At 70.3% G+C, this 20,677-nt stretch carries 18 protein-coding genes; 7 read left to right on the forward strand and 11 right to left on the reverse strand.

Annotated elements, in window-relative coordinates; translation table 11 throughout:
• Positions 1-716: 716 nt before the first annotated feature.
• The 4 genes from ftsH to AB0J66_RS36505 form a co-directional block, all read right to left on the reverse strand.
• On the reverse strand, positions 717-2,759 hold the full coding sequence (gene ftsH / locus AB0J66_RS36490; RefSeq protein WP_364670898.1) for an ATP-dependent zinc metalloprotease FtsH: 2,043 nt from the start codon (positions 2,757-2,759) through the stop codon (positions 717-719).
• 125 nt (positions 2,760-2,884) lie between these two features.
• Positions 2,885-4,009 carry a hypothetical protein gene (locus tag AB0J66_RS36495; protein ID WP_364670901.1) on the reverse strand — a complete coding sequence of 375 codons (1,125 nt, stop codon included), beginning with the start codon at positions 4,007-4,009 and terminating at the stop codon, positions 2,885-2,887.
• A 250-nt stretch (positions 4,010-4,259) separates the two neighbouring features.
• On the reverse strand, positions 4,260-5,120 hold the full coding sequence (locus AB0J66_RS36500) for an NAD-dependent epimerase/dehydratase family protein (protein WP_364670903.1): 861 nt from the start codon (positions 5,118-5,120) through the stop codon (positions 4,260-4,262).
• Positions 5,121-5,210: 90 nt separating this feature from the next.
• Positions 5,211-6,452 carry an FAD-binding protein gene (locus AB0J66_RS36505; RefSeq protein WP_364670906.1) on the reverse strand — a complete coding sequence of 414 codons (1,242 nt, stop codon included), beginning with the start codon at positions 6,450-6,452 and terminating at the stop codon, positions 5,211-5,213.
• 98 nt (positions 6,453-6,550) lie between these two features.
• Between AB0J66_RS36505 and AB0J66_RS36510 the strand changes: the two genes are divergently transcribed.
• Entirely contained in the window at positions 6,551-7,009 is a 459-nt protein-coding gene (locus AB0J66_RS36510) for an STAS domain-containing protein (RefSeq protein ID WP_364670908.1), read from the forward strand.
• On the opposite strand, the gene AB0J66_RS36515 is transcribed toward AB0J66_RS36510, so the two are convergent.
• Positions 6,923-7,879, reverse strand: a complete 957-nt coding sequence (locus AB0J66_RS36515; protein WP_364670910.1) for a sigma-70 family RNA polymerase sigma factor — start codon at positions 7,877-7,879, stop codon at positions 6,923-6,925. The two genes, AB0J66_RS36510 and AB0J66_RS36515, sit on opposite strands and share 87 nt — an antisense overlap.
• 93 nt (positions 7,880-7,972) lie before the next feature.
• On the opposite strand from AB0J66_RS36515, the gene AB0J66_RS36520 reads away from it, so the two are divergent.
• Complete coding sequence (locus AB0J66_RS36520; protein ID WP_364670969.1) at positions 7,973-8,764, forward strand: alpha/beta hydrolase; 792 nt, start codon at positions 7,973-7,975, stop codon at positions 8,762-8,764.
• On the opposite strand, the gene AB0J66_RS36525 is transcribed toward AB0J66_RS36520, so the two are convergent.
• From AB0J66_RS36525 to AB0J66_RS36545, 5 genes are read right to left on the reverse strand one after another with little or no spacing between them, the layout of a single operon-like run.
• Positions 8,698-9,270 (reverse strand): hypothetical protein, encoded by a 573-nt coding sequence (locus AB0J66_RS36525; RefSeq protein ID WP_364670913.1) that lies wholly within the window; start codon positions 9,268-9,270, stop codon positions 8,698-8,700. The two genes, AB0J66_RS36520 and AB0J66_RS36525, sit on opposite strands and share 67 nt — an antisense overlap.
• Positions 9,267-10,100: a carbohydrate ABC transporter permease gene (locus AB0J66_RS36530; RefSeq protein ID WP_364670915.1), complete on the reverse strand. Its 834-nt coding sequence runs from the start codon at positions 10,098-10,100 to the stop codon at positions 9,267-9,269. The genes AB0J66_RS36525 and AB0J66_RS36530 overlap by 4 nt, the downstream gene beginning before the upstream one ends.
• Positions 10,100-11,065: a sugar ABC transporter permease gene (locus AB0J66_RS36535; RefSeq protein ID WP_364670918.1), complete on the reverse strand. Its 966-nt coding sequence runs from the start codon at positions 11,063-11,065 to the stop codon at positions 10,100-10,102. The genes AB0J66_RS36530 and AB0J66_RS36535 overlap by 1 nt, the downstream gene beginning before the upstream one ends.
• Before the next feature lie 23 nt (positions 11,066-11,088).
• Positions 11,089-12,411: an extracellular solute-binding protein gene (locus AB0J66_RS36540; RefSeq protein WP_364670921.1), complete on the reverse strand. Its 1,323-nt coding sequence runs from the start codon at positions 12,409-12,411 to the stop codon at positions 11,089-11,091.
• Between the two features lie 15 nt (positions 12,412-12,426).
• A complete protein-coding gene (locus AB0J66_RS36545; protein WP_364670924.1) occupies positions 12,427-13,461 on the reverse strand; it encodes a LacI family DNA-binding transcriptional regulator in 1,035 nt (344 codons plus the stop codon).
• A 218-nt stretch (positions 13,462-13,679) separates the two neighbouring features.
• On the opposite strand from AB0J66_RS36545, the gene AB0J66_RS36550 reads away from it, so the two are divergent.
• From AB0J66_RS36550 to AB0J66_RS36570, 5 genes are read left to right on the forward strand one after another with little or no spacing between them, the layout of a single operon-like run.
• On the forward strand, positions 13,680-14,954 hold the full coding sequence (locus AB0J66_RS36550) for a Gfo/Idh/MocA family oxidoreductase (protein ID WP_364670926.1): 1,275 nt from the start codon (positions 13,680-13,682) through the stop codon (positions 14,952-14,954).
• Positions 14,955-14,958: 4 nt separating this feature from the next.
• Complete coding sequence (uxaC, locus tag AB0J66_RS36555; protein WP_364670929.1) at positions 14,959-16,374, forward strand: glucuronate isomerase; 1,416 nt, start codon at positions 14,959-14,961, stop codon at positions 16,372-16,374.
• Positions 16,371-17,636, forward strand: coding sequence for an enolase C-terminal domain-like protein (locus AB0J66_RS36560; protein WP_364670932.1), 1,266 nt, complete (start codon positions 16,371-16,373; stop codon positions 17,634-17,636). The genes uxaC and AB0J66_RS36560 overlap by 4 nt, the downstream gene beginning before the upstream one ends.
• Positions 17,627-19,069 carry a mannitol dehydrogenase family protein gene (locus tag AB0J66_RS36565; RefSeq protein WP_364670934.1) on the forward strand — a complete coding sequence of 481 codons (1,443 nt, stop codon included), beginning with the start codon at positions 17,627-17,629 and terminating at the stop codon, positions 19,067-19,069. Before AB0J66_RS36560 ends, AB0J66_RS36565 begins: the two co-directional genes overlap by 10 nt.
• Positions 19,066-20,190, forward strand: a complete 1,125-nt coding sequence (locus tag AB0J66_RS36570) for a Gfo/Idh/MocA family oxidoreductase (RefSeq protein WP_364670937.1) — start codon at positions 19,066-19,068, stop codon at positions 20,188-20,190. Before AB0J66_RS36565 ends, AB0J66_RS36570 begins: the two co-directional genes overlap by 4 nt.
• Here the strand turns inward: AB0J66_RS36570 and AB0J66_RS36575 are convergent.
• Complete coding sequence (locus tag AB0J66_RS36575) at positions 20,187-20,513, reverse strand: TraR/DksA C4-type zinc finger protein (RefSeq protein ID WP_364670939.1); 327 nt, start codon at positions 20,511-20,513, stop codon at positions 20,187-20,189. The two genes, AB0J66_RS36570 and AB0J66_RS36575, sit on opposite strands and share 4 nt — an antisense overlap.
• Between the last annotated feature and the right edge of the window lie 164 nt (positions 20,514-20,677).

The raw sequence follows: 20,677 nt of genomic DNA on the forward strand, positions 1-20,677 counted from the left end.
GGAGCGCCAGGCATCGGAGCACAGGGCGTGGGACACGAGGCCGGGCGCGAGGCACGGACAAGAGGCGCGAGGGAGCACCGACCGCGCGGCGCGAAGGGCGAAGCACGAGAGGCCGGGGCTCCGGGCACGGGCAAAGGGTGGGGCAGGAGCTGGGGCCGCGAACAGCAGAGGCCGAGCGCGAGGGTCGAGGCGGCCGGTGCGACGCGCGGCGCGAGGCTCGGGGGCAGGGGGCGTAAGGCCGGGGTACTACAGGACAACGGCAAGCGAGGCGTCGAGACCGCAGTTCAAAGCGGAACCAAAGCAAGCAGCGAACGAACCCTCAGGGGTAAAGCCCAGCCCCGAATCCCGCGCCCCCGGCTTGGAATTGCCGACCAACCCACCACCGAGGTCAGCCCGCCCGACCGACTCCCCCACCCGCACCACGGCGCGGCAGCGAACATCTACCCTTACCCACCGCAAGGTGACCGCCGCCCCGCCCCGCGCCAAGCAGCCGGCGACCACCCGCCTGGCAGTAACGCACCACCAGGCAAGGGTGGGGGGATGGGGTGACCACTCACTGCATAAAACGCTCCCCAGTCAGCAGTGAGTGGTCACCCCATCCCCCCAGCCGTCCCTGCGTAAGAAAGCCCAGCCCACCCAGCCCGACGAAGCCCGGTAAGGAGCAAAGGAGAAGGCCCGGACCCCTCAAAGTGAGAAGCCCGGGCAAACAGCAAACCTCAGTCGGCCGGGCCCGCGTCGGCAGTAGCTGAGACGGGAAGGCCCGGCGCCGGCGAGCTACCCGGGACCTCACCCCGGGCCACCGCGCCCGGCGCGGTGTCGCGGTCGACGCCGGCCGCTGCGTAGGCGTCGTCCTCGTCGAGGGTTTCGGTGTCCAGGAGGCGGTGGGCCAGGCGGTCCAGTTGGTCGCGGTGGGCGCGCAGGACCGACAGGGCCTCGGCGTGGCATTCCTCGACGATGCGGCGGACCTCGGCGTCGATGAGTTCCTTGGTGGCCGGGGCGATGCCGTCCAGGCCGAAGGGGGATTCCTGGCCGGGTGGGGGCAGGACGGTGACCGGGCCGATGGCGTCGGACATGCCCCAGCGGCCGACCATCTGGCGGGCGATGTTGCTGACCTGGTCGAGGTCGCTCTCGGCGCCGGTGGTCATGTCGCCGAAGACGACTTCCTCGGCCGCTCGGCCGCCCAGGGCGCCGATGATGCGGCCTTTCAAGTATTCCTTCGAGTATCCGTACCGGTCGGTGTTGGGGCTTTGGAAGGTGACGCCGAGGGCCTGGCCGCGCGGGATGATCGAGATCTTGCGGACCGGGTCGGCGCCGGGGGTGAGCATGCCGAGCAGGGCGTGGCCGGACTCGTGGAAGGCCGTGCGGGTCTTTTCCTCCGGCGTCAGCATGAGGCCGCGGACCGTGCCCAGGACGATCTTTTCGAGGGCGTCGGTGAAGTCGGCGTTGTGGACCTGGTCGTGCCGGCGCCGGGCGGCCAGCAGCGCCGCCTCGTTCACCAGGTTCTTCAGGTCGGCGCCGACCATGCCCGCGGTGGCCGAGGCCAGGCCTTGCAGGTCGACGTCGGGCGCGACCGGCACGCCGCGGGTGTGTACCTCGAGGATTTTGCGGCGGCCGAGCAGGTCGGGCGGGCTGACCGTGACCCGGCGGTCGAAGCGGCCGGGGCGTAGCAGCGCCTGGTCGAGGATCTCGGGCCGGTTGGTCGCGGCCAGCACGACCACGCCCTCGGCGCCGCTGAAGCCGTCCATCTCGGTGAGGATCTGGTTGAGCGTCTGTTCGCGCTCGTCGTTGCCGCCGAGGGCGGAGGAGCCGCCCCGGGCCCGGCCGATGGCGTCGAGCTCGTCGATGAAGATGATCGACGGCGCGACCTTTTTGGCTTGGTCGAACAGATCGCGGACGCGGCTGGCGCCGATGCCGACGATGGCTTCGATGAACTCGGAGGCCGAGATCGAGAAGAACGGCACCCGGGCCTCGCCGGCCACCGCGCGGGCGAGCAGGGTCTTGCCCGTGCCGGGCGGGCCGGAGAGCAGCACGCCGTGCGGGATCTGGGCGCCGAGCTTGCGGTATTTGCCGGGCTCGCGCAGGAAGTCGACGATCTCGGTGACTTCCTGCTCGACCTCTTCGATGCCGGCCACGTCGGCGAAGGTGGTCCGCGGCCCGTGGTCGGGCTCGTAGAGCTTGGCCTTGGACCGCCCGAAGCCGCCGAGCCCGCCGCCGGAGAGCGCGCCCGCCGACCGCCGCGCTATCCAGACGAAGATGCCGACGAGCAGCAGGGTGGGCCCGAACCCGACGAGCAGTTGTTGCCAGAGCGGGGCCGGCGCGTCGGGCGGGTTGGCGTTGACCGGGACGTTCTTGGCCTGCAGCTGGGCGAAGAGGTTGTCGTCGGCGAACGACGGCCGCTCGGTGGTGAACCGTTCGACCTTCTCCGACTTGGTCTCGCCGCTCGGCGTGTACGCCGCTTCCTTCTTGAACTGGCCCTCGATCGTCTCGCCGGTCGAGGTGATCTCGGAGACGTTGTCGGCCTGGACCTGGGAGAGGAAGTACGTGTACGAGACGCCCGTTCGCTCCGGCGGTGACAGCAGCACCGACGAGATGATCCAGTTCAGCGCGAGCAGGATGACCAGCGTGACGCCGAACCGCACCCAGGAGGACCGCTGCGGTTTCTGCGGCCCGGACGGGGGCGCGGGCGGCGCCCCCTCCACCTTCCACGGGTGGGGGCGGTGCGGCTGGTTCGGCGGCGGCTGCGGCGTCTCGGCGGGCATGTTCGCGAAGCTACCCCTGCCGTATGACAGGAATGCGTTCACGTGATGAGCGTGACTCGCGAAACGCGCGACGGGCGCCCCAGGGGCATAGGGCGCCCGTCATGATCAATAACGATCAGCGAAGATCAGCTGTTGAGCGAGCAGGGCGCGAGGCCCTCGGCGTTCAGGTCGGGCTTGGCCGCGTTGCGGCCGATAGCCGTCTCGATCCGGTTGATCGTGGCGAAACGCTTGTCCTCCAGCGGCCCGAGAATGGCGTTCTGAATGAAGTTCGCGCCACCCTGGCCCACGGTCGAGGCGATTCGGTTGTTCGCTTCCCGGATCTGCGTGTTCAGCAGTTCCAGATTGCGCTGCACCTCGGCCTGCGCCTGGGCCGGAATGGCGGGCAGGTTGTTCAGCGCCGGGCAGTTGACGGTCGCGACCGCGGCGTTTCCGCCTCCGGCGTCACCCGCGTCGCCGGCCGGCACCTCGACCGGCTGCTCAGCCGACGAGCCACCATTTTCGTTGAGCGAACAGGGCGCGAGACCCTCCGCGTTCAGGTTCGGCTTGGCCGCGTTCCGGCCGATCGCCGTCTCAATGCGGTTGATGGTCGCGAACCGCTTGTCCTCCAGCGGCCCGAGAATGGCGTTCTGAATGAAGTTCGCGCCACCCTGGCCCACGGTCGAGGCGATCCGGTTGTTCGCTTCCCGGATCTGCGTGTTCAGCAGTTCGAGATTGCGCTGCACCTCGGCCTGCGCCTGTGCCGGCACCGCCGGGAGGTTGTTCAGCGGCGGGCAGTTGACGGTCGGCAGAGCAGCGTTGTTCCCGCCCCCGGCGTTGCCCGAGCCGGCCGCCGGCACCTCGACGGGCTGCGCCGCCGACGACCCGCCGTTCTCGTTCAGCGAGCACCCGGAGAGGCCTTCGGCGTTCAGGTTCGGCTTGGCCGCGTTGCGCCCGATCGCCGTCTCGATCCGGTTGATGGTCGCGAAACGCTTGTCCTTCAGCGGCCCCAGAATCGCGTTCTGGATGAAGTTGGCCCCGCCCTGCCCGACCGATGTCGCGATCCGGTTGTTGGCCTCCTGGATCTGCGTGTTGAGCAGTTCCAGGTTCTGCTTCACCTCGGCCTGCGCCTGGGCCGGAACGGCCGGCAAATTGTTCACCTGTGGACAGTTCACGGTCGGCACCGTCTCCGCCGCCGACGCCACACCGAGGCCCACTCCCGTGATTACGACTGCGACACCCACGACGCCCGCGCCGATCTGCCAGCGGCGCACATTCGCACGAGACTTGTTGAACCGGGATCTGTACATTGGGACTGCGCCTTCCGCCATGGGAGAACCAACGTGCTTCACCCGGGAATACGGGAGCGCTCCCACGAGCGGATCAGCACTTAAAGAACTCTTAAAGAAGCGGTACGCGTCGTCTTCCCACCCAAGCGCATTGGGGCAGCTCACAGCCCTGGGGGCCCGGCTGAGTGCGACACCAGGCCGCACTCAGCTTCCGGCCATGTGGGTGGCAAAATCCTTAAGCCTCACCGTAGGAACCGTTGGCGATGTCGTCCACCAGGGACGGCCGCGACGGCTTCCACGACAGCGCCGTGCGCGCCTTCTCCCCCGACGCTCGCTGATCCAGCAGCAGCGCCTCCCCGAACGCGCCGAGCCGTTCCACCAGCGCCGGCGCACCCTCCGGCACGACCTTCTCCAGGCCGAACCGGCGTGCCACCGCTTCACCGATCTCCTGCGTCGTCGGGTTGTCCCCGTTCACTCCGAGGAACGTGGCCCCCGCCTCGGCCTTCTCCAGCGCCGCCACGTACAGCTCGGCCAGGTCGTCCACGTGGATCGTGGTCCAGTGCTGCGTGCCCGGCCCGACGACCAGGCCCTCGCGCGCCGCCGCGACCGCCACGTTCGGGATGCCGCCCCCGTAGCCGTAGACGATGCCCGGCTCGATCAGGATCGACCGGATGCCCGGCGCCCGCAGCACCCGCGTGTCCACTTCCTCCCGCCACGCGGTCAGGGCCGGCGCGTCCCGCGGCGTGTCCTCATCGATCACGCCGGAGCCATGGACCCAGACACCGCCCGTACGGACGAAGGTCTTGCCCTGGCCCAGGCCGGCCAGCACCGCGTCGGCAAAGCCGGTCTCCACGTCCTTGCTACTGGCGTCGCCCGGCGAGGCCACGGTGATCACCGCGTCGGCCTCGGACGCGAGCCGGCTCACCAGCGCCGCGTCCGCGATGTCACCGATCACCGGCGTCGCGCCCTTACCGCGTACAGCCTCGGCCTTGTCCTGCCCGCGCACCAGCGCGGTGACCGAGTGACCCGCACTGAGCAGGGCGGGCAGGAGGGCAGAGCCCACATAACCGGTCGAGCCGGCCAGGAAAATGTTCATGCCCAAACATCTACCCGCGCCAAGTTGCCGCCACCAACGAAGAGTCTGTGATCCCGGTCAACGCGCACAACGTGGCCCTGACGATGGCCCTTAGGCGCCGAGCAGGGCGTCCAGCCAGGGGTTGCGGAAGGTGCGGTTGGGGTCGAGGCGCTGGGCCAGGGCCTGGAAGTCGGCGAAGTGCGGGTACTGGGCGCGGATGACCGCCGGGTCCTGGGTGAAGACCTTGCCCCAGTGGGTGCGCGCATCGAACGGGGCCAGGGCGGCCTCGAGCGCGGTGACCACCGGCAGCACGGCGTCGGTGTCGGCGATCCAGGTGAAGTGCAGGGCGACGCTGTCGCGCTGGTAGTTGGGGCTCAGCCACAGGTCGTCGGCGGCGATGGTGCGGACCTCGCACACCTGGAGCACCGGCGCGACCTGGTCCCGGATGGCGGCGACCGCGTCCAGGGCGGCCAGGCCGTTCGCGCGGGCCACGTGGTACTCGGACTGCAGCTCGGAGCCGTTGCTGGGGGTGAACTCGGGCTTGAAGTGCGGCAGCCGGGTGTACCAGGGGCCGGGCTCGCCGAACTGGTCGGTGCTGTTGGTGGCGGGCATGCCGGGCACCGGGTGGCGCTTCTCGGTGGCCGGGGTGGCGCCGAACAGCGGCCCCTCGAGGGGCTCGCGCCGCTTGAGCCAGACGTGGTTGATGTCGGCGCTGGTCCAGTCGGTGAACAGGCTGACGCTGTAGCCGTTGCCGAGGATCTCGTCGAAGTGCTCGCCCAGCTCGGCCCGGGTGAGGCCGTCGTAGACGTACTGCCGCAGCTCGAAGGACGGGACGACGTCGAGGGTGAGCGCGGTGACGATGCCGAGCGCGCCCAGGCCGACCACGACGCCCTCGAAGTCGGCGTCGCCCCGGCGGAACGTGACCGGCTTGCCCGAGCCGTCGAGCAGCTCCACCGCGGAGATCGCGGCGGCCAGGTTCTTGTTGCGCTCGCCGGAGCCGTGGGTGGCGGTCATGGTCGCGCCGGCCACCGAGATGTGCGGCAGGGAGGCCATGTTGCCCAGGGCGAGGCCGTTGTCGTGGAGGTACGCGGCCAGGGCGCCGTAGCGGACGCCGCCGTCGACCCGCACGGACTTGCGGTCGGCGCTGATCTCGGCCACGCGGGGCAGGCCGGCGAGCGAGACCATGGTGCCGTCGGTGTCGGCCATCCGGTTGAAGGAGTGGCCGCTGCCGAGGACGCGGATCGGGCCGCCGGCCGCGACGATCTCGGCCACCTCGTCGACGGAGCTGGGGTGCAGCACCTGCCGCGCGCCGAAGACGATGTTGCCGGCCCAGTTCGTTACTGTCTCGCTCATCATCCCAGCGTAAAAGCTCCGGCACCGAGTTTAAAGATCGACTTTTAACTGGCGCGTCACAGCGATGAGTTTCCGCCTGCTGACCGGTCGTAGGATTCATGACGACCGTCGCCCTGCCCGCGAGGCTCCGCCGAACGGATATTTCGGACTTGTGCCGACAAATACCCGAGGGACCGGGCGAGGTGACGGTAGACGCGAGCGCCGTCGTCGAACCCACGGTGATCGCAATCGAGGCGCTGGCGCGACTCAACCTCACCGCCCGCCGCCACGGCCGCCGGCTGATCGTCCAAGGAGCGCGCCCCCGGCTGACCGAGCTCGCGACCGCCCTGGGCCTTGATAGCCTGCTGGTCGAGAACGGCCCGCTGGTCGGGAACGGCCCGCTGGTCGGGAACGGCCCGCTGGTCGGGAACGGCCCGCTGGTCGGGAACGGCCCGCTGGTCGGGAACGGCGGGCTGATCGGGAACGGCGCGCTAATCGAGGTGGGCCGGGAGGCCGAAGAGCGGGAACAGCGTCGCCGTGTCGAGGAAGTTGGTGACCCGCGCGATTCGCCCGCCTGAGATCTCCAGCACGATCAGCGCCCACGGGTCGTGCCCCGCCCCCGTCAGCGCCGGCCGGTACTGCGCGAACGCCGGCAGCCCGCTCGCCACCACCGGCAGCAGCCGTGACCCGCGGCACCCCGAGCCCGTCCCGCTCATCCAGGCCGTGATGTCGGCCGGCCCCTGCAGCCACAGCGGCAACGGCGGCATGTTGAGCGTCGCGTCCTCATGCAGCAGGGACGTGAGGGCTTGCAGGTCGTACGCCTCGAAGGCGCGCACGTAGCGCGAGAGGAGCGACTTCTGCTCCTCGTCGAGGGGTTGATAGACCTCGGCCGTGTCGACTGCGGACAGCGTGGCCCGGGCCCGTTGCAGGGCGCTGTTGACCCCGGCCACCGTGGTGTCGAGCAGCTCGGCCACTTCCTGGGCCGACCAGGCCAGCACCTCACGCAGGATCAGCACGGCCCGCTGCTTGGCCGGCAGGTGTTGCAGCGCGGCCACGAAGGCGAGCCGGATCGACTCGCGTTCGGCGATCACGTGGGCCGGGTCGACCACCCGCTCGTCGGGGATGGGGCCGACCCAGATCTGGTCGGGCCGGGGCTCGCCCGGGTCGGTCGCGTGCCCGGAGCCGGCCGGGCCAAGGTCCATCGGCCGGACCCGCCGCTGGGCGCTGCCGAGCATGGTCAGGCAGACGTTGGTGGCGATGCGGTAGAGCCAGGACCGCAGTGCGGCCCGCCCCTCGAAGTTGTCGTAGCTCTTCCAGGCGCGGACCATCGTGTCCTGCACCGCGTCCTCGGCTTCGGAGCCGGAACCCAGCATGCGGTAGCAGTAGCCGGTCAGCTCGGGCCGGAACGCCTCGAGCCGGGTCTCGATCGGAGTAGCGACGTCGCTCACGCCGACGAACCTATCGGAAAATTTCTTGAACAGGCGCGATGAGTTTCCGTCGAGTCGCCGGTCTGACCCGGCAGATACCGACAACGAGGAGACATCATGTACGCCGAGGTCAACGGGCTCAACCTCTACTACGAGATCCACGGCGAGGGTACGCCGCTGATTTTGCTGCACGGTGGCCTCGGTTCGGGCGAGATGTTCGCCGCGACCCTGCCCGCCTTCGCCGACCACCACCGGGTCATCCTGCCCGACCTGCAGGGCCACGGCCGTACGGCCGACATCGACCGCCCCCTCAGCGTCGAGTCGATGGCCGACGACATCGCCGCCCTCATCGACCACCTGGGCCTGGTGAAGCCGGACGTGGTCGGCTTCTCGCTCGGCGGTGGTGTCGCCCTGCTGCTCGCGATCCGCCACCCGGACAAGGTCGGCCGCGTGGTCTCCGGTTCGGCCGGCATCCGCCGCAGCGCGACCTACCAGGAGATCCTCGACCAGCAGGGGCAGGTCGGCGCGGCGGCGGCCGAGTTCATGAAGGAGACCCCGATGTACGAGCTCTACCAGCGGGTCGCGCCGCGCCCGGAGGACTTCGGCCGCCTGCTCGACAAGATCGGCCAGGCCATGGCCCAGGACTTCGACTACACCGAGGACGTCAAGAAGATCCAGGTGCCGGTCCAGATCGTCGCGGCCGACGCCGACATGTGCCCGCCGAGCCACTTCGTCGAGGTCTTCGGGCTGCTCGACGGGGGCAAGCGGGACGGTGGCTGGATGGGTGAGGGCCGGCCGAAGGGCGGGCACGCGCTCGCCATCCTGCCGGGCCTGACCCACTACAACGTCGTCGACTCCCCCCTGTTCGCCGCGGCCGCATTGGACTTCGTCGACAAGAAGGACTGAACGGCGAAGAGCGCAAAACCCACGAGCACAGGCACCAGTACGGGGTGAACCAGCATCCCCAGCACGGCGACGATCACCACGATCCCGCCGAGTGGGGCGAGCACCGCCGGCCGGGCCGCGACCGCGGCCCGCGCCAGGCGGAGCGACCCGAGACCCGCGATCAGAGCCGCGAAGCCCACAAAGCCCGCGGCGATGACCAGGACCAGCACCATCGCGGGCCGGCCGCCCGGCACCGTGCCCCGGGACAGTGCTGCCACGTCGATCGCGATCAGCCACGCCACCGCGAGCAGCGCCGGACCGGCGAGCAGGCCCGGGACGAGACGGGCCCGGAACAAGGCCCACGATTCCGCGAACGTCAGCCACCGTCCGTACCGGATGTGGTGTCGAATTGTCGCCCCTCCCACGAGGAAAGCGGCGCCCAGAGTGACCAGCGGCAACGAGACCAGCGTGACGACGATGCCCAGCAGGGCCAGGTCGCCGGCGGTCCGCCAGGTGTGGTTCTTCATCCCTTGAGTCCGCTCGTGTTGATGCCCTCGACCAGCAGCCGCTGGAACGCCACGAAGAACAGGAAGACCGGCACGAGCGACAGCAGCGACATGGCGAACATGGGCCCGACCGAGCTCTCACTCGTGGAGTCGATGAACAGCGTCAGCGCCACCGGTGCTGTGTAGTCCTTGAGCTCGGACAGGTAGACCAGTTGGCGGAAGAAGTCGTTCCAGGTCCAGATGAACGAGAAGATGGCCGTGGTCACCAGGGCCGGGCGGGACAGCGGCAGGATCACGTGCCGGAAGATCGAGTACGGGGACGCGCCGTCGATCACCGCCGCCTCGTCCAGCTCCCGCGGGATGCCCCGCATGAACTGGACCATCAGGAAGACGAAGAACGCCTCGGTGGCCAGGAAGTGCGGCACCAGCAGGGGCAGGTACGGCCAGTCGCCGCCGACCCAGCCCAGGGTCCGGAACAGGATGTACTGCGGGATGATCAGCACGTGTCCCGGCAGCAGCAGTGTGCCGATCATGATGGCGAACCAGACGCCGCGCAGCCGGAACTTGAGCCGCCCGAACGCGTACGCGGCGAGCAGGCAGCTCAGCGTGTTGCCGAGGACCGTCAGGACCGCGACCATCGCGCTGTTGAGGAAGAAGCGCCCGAACGCCTCGTCGAACTTGTTCCAGCCCTCGCTGAAGTTGGACGGCGTGAACTCCCGCGGGATCAGCCCGATGTTGTTGACGATCTCCTCGGGCGACTTGAACGACGTGCCGACCATCCAGACGAGCGGATAGAGCACGACGGCCACGATGACGACCAGCGCGACGAGCCGTACGTAGGGACGAGTCATCACCGCTCCTCACTGTCGGAGTAGTGGACCCAGAACTTGCCGGTGTTGAACAGGATCACCGTGATCAGGCCCACCACGAGCAGGAAGACCCAGGCCATGGCGGACGCGTAGCCCATGTTCAGCTCGACGAAGCCCTTGTTGTAAAGGTGCAGCGTGTACATCAGGGTCGAGTCGACCGGGCCGCCGGTGCCGCCGCTGAGCACGAAGGCCGACGTGAAGCCCTGGAAGCCGTGGATCGTCTCGAGGACCAGGTTGAAGAAGATGACCGGCGAGAGCATCGGCAGGGTGATGTGCACGAACTGCCGCCACGCGCTGGCCCCGTCGACCGACGCCGCCTCGTACAGCTCGGTCGGCACCTGCTTGAGCCCGGCCAGGAAGATCACCATCGGGGCGCCGAACTGCCAGATGGCCAGCAGCATCAGCGTCTCGAGGGCCCACTGCGGGTCGTTGACCCAGGGCGCGCCCTCGATGCCGAAGAGCCCGAGGAACGAGTTGAACGCGCCCTCACGGTTGAACATGCTGCGCCAGACGATCGCCACGGCCACGCTGCCGCCGAGCAGCGAGGGCAGGTAGAACAGGCCGCGGAAGAACGCGATGCCCCGGAACGCCTTGTTGAGCAGCAGCGCCACCCCCAGCGCCGCGGCCAGCTTCAGCGGCACGGCGACCAGCGCGAACGTCACCGTGACGCGGACCGCGTGCCAGTACGACGGGTCGGCGGTGAACATCTCGCGGTAGTTGTCGAGCCCGACCCACTCGGCGTCGCCGACGTCGATGAGCGGGCTGTAGTCGGTGAAGCTGAGGTAGAGCGAGAGCAGCATCGGGATCGCGGTGATGCCCAGCAGCCCGAGCAGCCACGGGGAGAGGAAAACGTACCCGGCCAGGTCCTCGCGGCGCCGGCGCCCCCGGCCGCCCCGCCGCGTGGCGGCGGGAGGCGGGGGCACGGGCTCGGTCGGACGGACCGGCATCTGCGCCATGGTCACGTGATAGCTCAGCTCTGCCCGATGGCCGCCTTGGCGGCGGTGACGAAGGCCGCGGCCCCCTGCTCGGGCGTCTGACGGCCGTACTGGACCTCCTCGGCGATGCGGACCAGCTCGGTCTTGACCTTGCTGTGGCCGGCCGGCGGCACGCTGGGCGAGGTCGGGCCGAACTTCTTGCTCAGCTCGTCCTGCACCGCGATGGTCTGTTTCATGGCCGGGTCGGTGGCGGTCTCGGCCACCGTCTTGCGCACGTCGAGGTTGGGCGGCAGGCCGCGGTCGGTGCCGAGGATCTTGCCGGCCTCCGGGTCGTTGGCCAGGAAGTTGAGCACGTCGATGGCGGCGTCCTTGTGCTTGGTGCCGCGGAACGCCGAGAAGTACATGGAGGCGCGGGCCCACTGCGCGGCCGGGTCACCCGGGTACGCGACGACGCCCAGCTCGCTCTTGGTGTTCTTCTTCAGCTCGGGCATCTGGTTGACCCAGACCCACGACGTGCCGGCCTTGCCGGTGACGACCAGCTGCTTGCTGATGTCGGTGGCGTTGCCCTCGTGGATCACGTCCGGGGTCGGGGTGGCGCCGGTGTCCCGGGCGCCCTTCCACAGCTGGAACCACTTGGTGATGTCGGCCTCGTCGAAGGCCAGCGTCTTGTCCTTGTACAGGTCCTTGCCGTTCTGCCGCAGGTAGACCCAGAGCGCCTGGTAGACCGCGCTCGGGTCCTGGGTGCCGGGCACCTTGGCCGTCTTGGAGACGGTGGCCGCCCAGGAGATGAAGTCCTCCCAGCTCATCCCGGTCTTCGGCTCGGGCAGCTTGTACTTTTCGAGGAGTGTCTTGTCGTACACCAGGCCCTGGGTGTTCTCGCCCATGGACAGGCCGGCCAGCTTGCCGTCGACCGTGCCGTAGTCGATCAGACCCTTGGAGATCTTGGTGATGTCGAGCTTGCCGCTCTCCGTGTACGGCTTCAGGTCGAGGGTGACGTTGCGCTCGGCGTACTCGGAGATGTAGTTGTCGTCGATCTGGAACAGGTCGGGGGCGTTGCCGCCCGCGGTGAGAGTGGCCAGCTTGTCGAAGTAGCCCTGGTTGGCCTGCCAGGTCTTCTTGAACGTGACGTTCGGGTGCTTCTGGGTGTAAAGGTCGAGCGCCTTCTCGGTCAGTTCGGCGCGCTTCTCGGCGCCCCACCAGAAGAACGACAGCTCCACCTTGTCGGTGGCCGAGTCGCCGCTGTCGTCGTCGCCACCGCAGGCCGCCGCTCCGAGAAGCAGGGGCAGGGTGAGCACGGCGGCCAGCAGCCGGCGTCGGGTACGTTGAGCGGGCGTGAGACCCCTCGTGATGGGCTCCATGACGCGTACTCCTTTTTAGGAGGCGACACCTCCGGGGGCGATCACGTCGCCCGGGTCCGCAGGGCTGTGCGGACCCGGGCCCGGCCCCGTCGAGTCGCGAATGACCAGTTCGGTCTGCAGATGGACGTGAGCGGTGGTGCGGCGGTCGTCGCCATGCGCGAGCAGCATGTCGACGGCGCTCCGACCGGCGGCGGCGGTGGGAGTCGCCACCGTGGTCAGCTTCGGGCGGGTCAGCCGGCTGAGCATGATGTCGTCTATCCCGACGACGCTGACGTCGCCGGGCACGTGCGCCCCGGCGGCCAGCAGACCCTCGATGAGACCGATCGCCATGAGGTCGTTGTAGGCCAGCACCGCGGTGGCGCCGGCCCGCAACACGTCCTCGGCGACGGTCAGGCCGCCGACCTCGGTCGGCGGGTTCGGTCCGATGATGGTGAGCTCGGCGTTCCCGGCGCGCGCGGTGGAGGTGGCCGAGCGGCGGATCTCGCGGCTGGTCCACGAGCCACGCGGCCCGCTGACCAGGGCGATGCGCCGGTGGCCGAGCCCGATCAGGTGCTCGACGGCGCGCCGGGCGCCGCCGGCGACGTCCATCGCGACGGCCGGGATGCCGGTGATCTGCCGGTTCACCACGACCAGCGGGACCTCGCGGCTGAGCTGCTCGATCAGCGTGTTGCTCATCCGCGGGCTGCACAGCAGCACGCCGTCGACCTGCTTGGCCAGGGCGCGCACGACCTCCTCCTCGAGCGCCGGGTCCTCGTTGGTGTCGGCGACGAAGATGTGGTGGTCGTGCTTGCGGGCCTGGCTCTCGGCCGCCTTGATCAGCGGCGGGAAGAACGGGTTGGCGATGTCGGCCACGATCAGGCCGATGTTGTAGGTCCGGCCGGTGATCAGCGCCCGGGCGGCCCGGTTGGGCCGATAGCCGAGCTGCTCGGCGTGGGCCAGCACCCGGCTGCGCGTGTTCGGGTTGACCAGATGCGGCGCGGAGAACGTGCGCGACACGGTCGAGATGTGCACGCCCGACGCCTTCGCGACGTCGCGGATCGTCACGGCCATGCCCCACCTCCAATGTGTCCCCGGTCACGGGTTGACGCCCATTAATGCAAGCGGTTGCACTCATGTCAATGTCTTTGTGTTGCGGACAGATGACGAACGGATGCTGAGAAGGCGCTCTTAAGCGCTGTTAAACGGACAAATCTTCAGCAGGAGATTGACGGTTGGGGATCGATCTGTCTAACTTCCCTGCAAACCTTTGCTGCCGGGAGGACTCCCGAATGAGACGCTTCGCCGTCGTCGGCGCCGGCTCGCGCGCCGAGATGTTCATCAAGGCGATCACCGCGGAACCAAGCGCCGAGCTCGTCGCCCTGGCCGACGTGAACCAGTCCCGGATGGACGCGCACAACCGCTGGCTCGACGACCCCGTCCCCACCTACCAGGCCGCCGACCTCGCCGCCATGCTGGCCAAGGAGCGCGTCAACGAGCTCATCGTGACCAGCGTCGACAGCACCCACGCGGGCCACATCGTCACCGCCCTCGAGGCCGGCTGCGACGTCATCACCGAGAAGCCGATGACCGTGGACGCCGCCTCCTGCCGGGCGATCCTCGACGCGGTGGACCGAACCGGCAAGCGGGTCCAGGTCGCCTTCAACTACCGGTTCAACCCCGTCCACGAGATGGTCCGCACCCTGCTGGCCCGCGGCGAGATCGGCGAGATCGGCTCGGTGCACTTCGAGTGGCTGCTCGACGTGCGGCACGGCGCCGACTACTTCCGCCGCTGGCACCGCGACAAGGCCAACTCGGGTGGCCTGCTCGTGCACAAGTCCGGCCACCACTTCGACCTGGTCAACTGGTGGCTGGGCGCGGCCCCGAGCGAGGTGTACGCCCAGGGCCGCCTGTTCTTCTACGGCGACCAGGGCCGCCGCCACGGCTACGCCCGCGACTACGACCGGTCCACCGGCAGTCCCGGCGCGGCCGGCGACCCGTTCGCGCTCGACCTGGCCGCCAACGACAAGTTGAAGGCGCTCTACCTGGATGCCGAGGGCGACGACGGGTACATCAGGGATCAGAACGTCTTCGCCCCCGGCATCACCATCGAGGACGACCTGGCCGTGCTGGTCCGCTACGACACCGGGGCCACGATGAGCTACCACCTCACGGCATACGCGCCCTGGGAGGGATACCGCCTGATGGTCAACGGCAGCAAGGGCCGGCTCGAGCTCGAGGTGGTCGAGAGCGACCACGTCAGCCCGGCCGCGGCGGGCGAGGTCAAGCAGGGCGCCTCGCCCGAGGCGGGCTCGGTCACGCTGACCATCCGGCCGTTCTGGGCGCCGCCGCACTCGGTGGAGCTCCAGCCGCACAGCCGGGAGGGGCACGGCGGGGCCGACGCCCGGATGACCGGGGTGCTGCTCGGCGGCCGTACCGATCCGATGCACCGTTCCGCCACCGCCCGGGACGGTGCCCTGGCCCTGCTCACCGGCCTGGCCGCCAACCGCAGCCTGCAGTCCTCCGCCCCGGTCCGGGTGGACGGCCTGCTCGCCCCGAGGGAGTGACCGCGTGACCGACCCCGTTTTCGCCAGCGACCCGGCCGAGGCTTCGCTAGCCCGCGAGCTGTACGCCGTCGCGCGCGACCTGCCGCTGCTCAGCCCGCACGGCCATGTCGACCCGGGCCTGCTGGCCGACGACGCGCCGTTCCCCGACCCGGCGCGGCTGCTGATCGTGCCCGACCACTACGTCACCCGGATGCTGCTGAGCCAGGGCATCACGCCCGACCGGCTGGGCGTGCCGCGCCGCGACGGCGGCCCGGTGGAGACCGACGGCCGGGTGATCTGGCGGCTGCTGGCCGAGAACTGGCACCTGTTCCGCGGCACCCCGTCCCGGCTGTGGCTGGAGCAGACGTTCAGCACGGTCTTCGGGGTCTCCACGAGGCTCAGCGCCGGGACCGCCGACGACGTCTACGACGAGATCGCGGCCCGGCTGGCCGAGCCGGCGTTCCGCCCCCGGGCCCTGTTCGAGCGGTTCGGCATCGAGGTGCTGGCCACCACCGAGTTCCCGACCGACGACCTGAGCCGGCACGCCAAGCTCGCGGCCGACGGCTGGGGCGGGCCGGGCGGCCGGGTGATCAGCACGTTCCGGCCGGACAACGTGGTCGACCTCCAGCGCGACGACTGGGCCGAGGCGGTGGCCCGGATGGGCGAGCTGGCCGGGGAGGACACCGGCACGTACGCGGGCTACCTCTCCGCCCTCCGCCGCCGGCGCGAGGCGTTCATCGAGGTCGGCACCACCTCGTCCGACCACGGGCACCCGACCGCGCTGACAGTCGCGCTCTCCCCCGCCGACGCGGCGGCCCTCTACGACCGCGCGCTGCACGGCGAGGCCACTGCCGCCGACGCGGAGGTCTTCCGGGGGCACATGCTCCTCGAGTTCGCGAAGATGTCCATCGACGACGGCCTGGTCATGCAGCTGCACCCGGGGGCCGTACGCAACCACAACCACCGGCTCTTCGCGGCGCACGGGCCCGATGTCGGCGGCGACATCCCGCAGGGCACGTCCTACGTCGAGGCGCTGCGGCCGCTGCTCGACGCGTACGGCATGGATCCGCGGTTGACCCTGGTCCTCTACACCCTCGACGAGACGGCGTTCAGCCGGGAGCTGGCCCCGCTGGCCGGCGGGTATCCGGCGCTGTTCCTGGGCGCGCCCTGGTGGTTCCTGGACACGCCGGGCGCGATGCGGCGGTTCCGGGAGGCCGTGACCGACTCGGCGGGCTTCTACAACACGGCCGGCTTCGTGGACGACACGCGCGCCTTCTGCTCGATCCCGATCCGGCACGACATCGCCCGCCGGGTCGACGCCGCGTACCTCGCCTCGCTGGTCGTGCAGGACCGGCTGCCGCTCGACGAGGCCGCCGAGACCATGACCGATCTCGCCTACCACCTGCCCAAACGCATCTTCAAGATCGGAGGCCGCGCATGATCACCGAGGTGCGGGTGCACGATGTCCGCTTCCCCACGGCCGCCGCCGGCGACGGCTCCGACTCGATCAACAAGGGCGACTACTCGGCCACCTACGTCGAGCTGATCACCGATGGCCCCCATACGGGCACCGGCTTCACCTTCACCAACGGCCGGGGCAACGAGATCACTGCGGCGGCTGTACGGGCCCTCGCGCCGGCCGTGCTTTCCATGCCGCACGATCCGCTCGAATTCCTGCGGTCGCTCACGGCCGACGTGCAACTCCGGTGGATCGGGCCGGAGAAGGGCGCCATCCACATGGCGACCGGCGCTCTGGTCAACGCGGTCTGGGACCTGAAGGCCAAGACCGAGGGCAAGCCGATGTGGCAGCTGCTGGCCGAGATGCCCACCGCCGATCTGGTCGCCTGCATCGACTTCCGGCACATCGACGACGCGCTCACCCCGGGCGAGGCGGCCGCCATCCTCGACAAGGGCCGCGACGGGATGGCCGACCGGCTGGCCCTGCTGCGGGCCGAGGGCTTCCCGTCCTACACGACCAGCGTCGGCTGGCTGGGCTACCCCGACGACAAGGTACGGGCGCTGACCCGTACCGCCTACGCCGAGGGCTGGCGGGCCATGAAGATGAAGGTCGGCGGCCCGATCGAGGACGACGTGCGCCGGGCCCGCATCATCCGCGACGAGATCGGCCCGGACGCGCTGCTGATGATGGACGCCAACCAGATCTGGGGCGTCGACGAGGCGATCGCCAACATGGCCCGGCTGGCCGAGTTCGACCCGTACTGGATCGAGGAGCCGACCCACCCGGACGACATCCTGGGCCACGCCCGCATCCAGCGCGCGGTGGCCCCGGTGCGGGTGGCCACCGGCGAGGTCGCGGCCAACCGGGTCATCTTCAAACAGCTGCTGCAGGCCGAGGCGATCGGCGTCATGCAGGTCGACGCGTGCCGGGTCGCGGGCATCCCCGAGGTGCTGGCCGAGTTGCTGCTGGCCGCGAAGTTCGGGGTGCCGGTCTGCCCGCACGCGGGCGGGGTCGGGCTCTGCGAACTCGTACAGCACCTGGCGATCTTCGATTTTCTCCGGGTCGGCACGTCGCTCGAGGGGCGGATGGTCGAGTACGTCGACCATCTGCACGAGCACTTCACCGACCCGGTACGCACCCGCGGCGGCCGCTACCTGCTGCCGGACCGGCCCGGCTACAGCTCGGACCTCAAGCCCGAGTCCATCGCCGAGTTCTCCTTCCCGGGCGGCCCCGCATGGAGCTGACCCGAGCATCACTACCCGCCGCGTTCCGCCCCCGCATCGGCCCCGTCGCCCCCGGTATCGTCCATCTTGGACTTGGCGCCTTCTTCCGGGCCCATCAAGCCGTCTTCACCGAGGACGCTATGGCCGCGGCCGGCGGCGACTGGGGCATCATCGGCGTCGCTCCGCGCTCGCGGGCCGTCGTCGACGCGCTCACCGCGCAGGACTTCCTCTACAGCGTCACCACTCTCGGCCCGTCCGGGAACAGCACCCGGGTCATCGGCGCCCTCGCCGGAGCCCGCGCAGCCGCCGGCGACCCGAATGCCGTCGTGGCTCTGCTGGCCGATCCCGCGATCCGGATCGTCACGCTGACCGTCACCGAGAAGGGCTACAAGCTCGACCCGGCCACCGGGCGGCTGCTGCTCGACGACGAGCTGCGGGCCGACCTGGAGACCGACCGGGCCCCGCGCACCGTGCCCGGCCTGCTGATCCGCGGCCTGATCGCCCGGCAGCGGGCCGACGCCGGCCCGATCGCCCTGGTCAGCTGTGACAACCTGCCGGCCAACGGGCATCGGCTGCGCGGTCTCGTGCACCACCTCGCGGCGGCCACGGGGACCGCCGAGTGGGTCGCGGCCAACGTCACGTTCCCCGGCACGATGGTCGACCGGATCGTCCCCGCCACGACGGCGGAAACCCTCGCCATCGCCGAGCGGGCCCTCGGCGTACGGGACGAGGCCGCCGTCAGCGGCGAGCCCTATCTCCAGTGGGTCATCGAGGACGACTTCCCGGCCGGGCGCCCCGCTTGGGACCTCGCCGGGGCCGTCCTCACCGACGACGCCCAGCCGTGGGAGCGCCTGAAGATCCGCACGCTCAACGGCGTTCACTCGGCGATCGCCTATCTCGGCGCGCTCGCCGGCCGCGAGACCATCGCCTCCGCCCTGCAGATCCCCGGGCTGCTCCCGGCGATGCGGCACTTCATCGCCGACGACATCACCCCGTGCCTGTCACCGCCGCCCGGGGTCGACGTGGTGGCGTACGGCCAGGAGGTGTTGACCCGGTTCGAGAATCCGGCCATGGGTCATCGCACCATCCAGGTCGCGATGGACGGCTCGCAGAAGCTGCCGCAGCGCGTGCTGCACACCATCCAGGACTGCCGGAAAGCGGGCCTGGTCCCGCATTGGGCGGCGCTGGTGGTCGCCGCCTGGATGCGCTTCGTGCAGGGCACGGCCGACGACGGCAGCGCCCTGCCCCTGGACGACCCGCTGGCCGACCGGATCCGGGCCCGGCTCGCGGCCGCCCCGTCCACACCGTCCGACGTGGTGGAGGCGCTGCTCGGTCTCGACACCGTCTTCGCCGCCGACCTCGCCTCGGACGCCGAGCTGCGGGCCGAGATCGTCTCCTGGCTGACCGCCCTGACCAAGCACGGCGTGACCGAGACCCTGGCGGGCCTCCGATGACCGTCTCCGTCGCCCTGATCGGCGCCAACGGCCACGGCGCGTGGCATCGCCGCCGCATCGCGGCTCTGGGTTCGCGCGTACGCCTGGTCGGGCTGGCCGATGTGCAACCGGTGACCGAACCGGAGGCCCCAGTCTTCACCGACCACCGCGAGCTGCTGTCGGCCACCAAGCCGGACGTGGTGGTGATCTGCACGCCGCCGCACACGCACCTGCCGATCGCCCTGGACGCGCTTTCCTCCGGTTGCGACCTGCTGCTGGAGAAACCGCCCGTGACCTCGCTGGCCGCGCATCACACCCTGTCGGCCGCCCTGGCCTCGGCCGGCCGCGTCTGCCAGGTCGGCTTCCAGGCCCTCGGATCGGTGGCGTGGTCCCGTTTCCGCGACGCGCTGCCCACCCTGGGCCCGCTCACCGGCATCAGCGCCGTCGCCTCCTGGAAACGCGACGACGCCTACTACGCCCGCGCCCCCTGGGCCGGCCGCCGTCTCGTCGGCGGCCGCCCGGTCGTCGACGGCGCCCTGGTCAACCCCCTCGCCCACGCCGTCATGCAGGCCCTGACCACCGGCACCGCGGCCGGCGCGGGCCGCCCCCGCGAGATCGCGGTCGAACGCTACCGGGTCCGCGACATCGAGGTCGACGACACGGCCTTCGCCCGCCTCACCTTCGACAGCGGCCTGCAACTGCTGATCGCGGTGACCCTGGCCGGCGAGGCCACTTATTCTGGAGGGCCCGGCATCCCCGGCGAGATCGAGGCCCGCGGCTCGAACGACCGCGCCCTGCTCGAATACCCCACCGACCGCCTGGCCCTGCCCGGCGCCGCGGTTCCGTCCGACGTCCCCGGCCGCACCGACCTGCTGACCGACCTGCTCGACCACCGCGACTCGCTGCTGGTCCCGCTCGCCGCCACCGCCGACTTCACCATGGTCCTGGAGTCCCTGACCGCCCCCGACACCCCGCTCCCCCACCTGCTGACCGGCGACGCCGTCACCGTGGACGGCCCGAACCGCACCATCCCCGGCATCAACGAGATCCTCCGCAAGACCGCCGCCACCCTGTCCCTCCCCTCAGAACTGGGCGTCCCCTGGGCCGTCCCCCCGTACCGCCGCCGCCTCCCGGTTTCTTAAGCGCAGGAGATGCAGTAGCGAGCAGACGGCCGCGCGGCGAGCCGCTCCTCCCCGATCGGCCGCCCGCACCGCTCGCAGGTGCCGTAGGTGCCCGCGTCCACCCGCGCCAGCGCCTCGTCGACCTCGGCGATCCGCTCCCGAGCCGCGGTGAGCAGGGCGGTCAGCTGCGCCCGCTCGAAGCCGATGGTCGCCCCCTCGGGATCGTGCTCATCATCGGCATTCGAGTCCCGCGACGCCGCGAACAGCCCCTCCAGATCCGCGGCCAGCGTCGCCACCTCGGCCTCCGCACTCCGCCGCAGCCGCAGCAACTCCTCCCGAACCATCCCCCCAGCCTAATGACCGAACGCGTCCATCAGCGTGCTGATCCGCAGCCGCAGATCGGCCGCCTGGGCGTTGAAGACAGCCACCGGCACCAGACCGCCGTCGCCGCCCGCGAGTACCGCGCCCGCTCATCGTCGTAAGGCGTGCGATCAACCACGCCCGAAAG

Source organism: Actinoplanes sp. NPDC049598, assembly GCF_040675435.1.
Classification (GTDB): Bacteria; Actinomycetota; Actinomycetes; order Mycobacteriales; family Micromonosporaceae; genus Actinoplanes.

Excerpts from the sequence above, each read along its gene's own strand:
- AB0J66_RS36540 (WP_364670921.1), bottom strand. The coding sequence starts at position 12,411 with ATGGAGCCCATCACGAGGGGTCTCACGCCCGCTCAACGTACCCGACGC.
- AB0J66_RS36550 (WP_364670926.1), top strand. The coding sequence starts at position 13,680 with ATGAGACGCTTCGCCGTCGTCGGCGCCGGCTCGCGCGCCGAGATGTTC.
- AB0J66_RS36575 (WP_364670939.1), bottom strand. The coding sequence starts at position 20,513 with ATGGTTCGGGAGGAGTTGCTGCGGCTGCGGCGGAGTGCGGAGGCCGAG.
- AB0J66_RS36565 (WP_364670934.1), top strand. The coding sequence starts at position 17,627 with ATGGAGCTGACCCGAGCATCACTACCCGCCGCGTTCCGCCCCCGCATC.
- AB0J66_RS36560 (WP_364670932.1), top strand. The coding sequence starts at position 16,371 with ATGATCACCGAGGTGCGGGTGCACGATGTCCGCTTCCCCACGGCCGCC.
- AB0J66_RS36545 (WP_364670924.1), bottom strand. The coding sequence starts at position 13,461 with ATGGCCGTGACGATCCGCGACGTCGCGAAGGCGTCGGGCGTGCACATC.
- ftsH (WP_364670898.1), bottom strand. The coding sequence starts at position 2,759 with ATGCCCGCCGAGACGCCGCAGCCGCCGCCGAACCAGCCGCACCGCCCC.
- AB0J66_RS36525 (WP_364670913.1), bottom strand. The coding sequence starts at position 9,270 with ATGAAGAACCACACCTGGCGGACCGCCGGCGACCTGGCCCTGCTGGGC.
- AB0J66_RS36505 (WP_364670906.1), bottom strand. The coding sequence starts at position 6,452 with ATGAGCGAGACAGTAACGAACTGGGCCGGCAACATCGTCTTCGGCGCG.
- AB0J66_RS36510 (WP_364670908.1), top strand. The coding sequence starts at position 6,551 with ATGACGACCGTCGCCCTGCCCGCGAGGCTCCGCCGAACGGATATTTCG.
- AB0J66_RS36570 (WP_364670937.1), top strand. The coding sequence starts at position 19,066 with ATGACCGTCTCCGTCGCCCTGATCGGCGCCAACGGCCACGGCGCGTGG.
- AB0J66_RS36530 (WP_364670915.1), bottom strand. The coding sequence starts at position 10,100 with ATGACTCGTCCCTACGTACGGCTCGTCGCGCTGGTCGTCATCGTGGCC.
- AB0J66_RS36535 (WP_364670918.1), bottom strand. The coding sequence starts at position 11,065 with ATGCCGGTCCGTCCGACCGAGCCCGTGCCCCCGCCTCCCGCCGCCACG.
- AB0J66_RS36500 (WP_364670903.1), bottom strand. The coding sequence starts at position 5,120 with ATGAACATTTTCCTGGCCGGCTCGACCGGTTATGTGGGCTCTGCCCTC.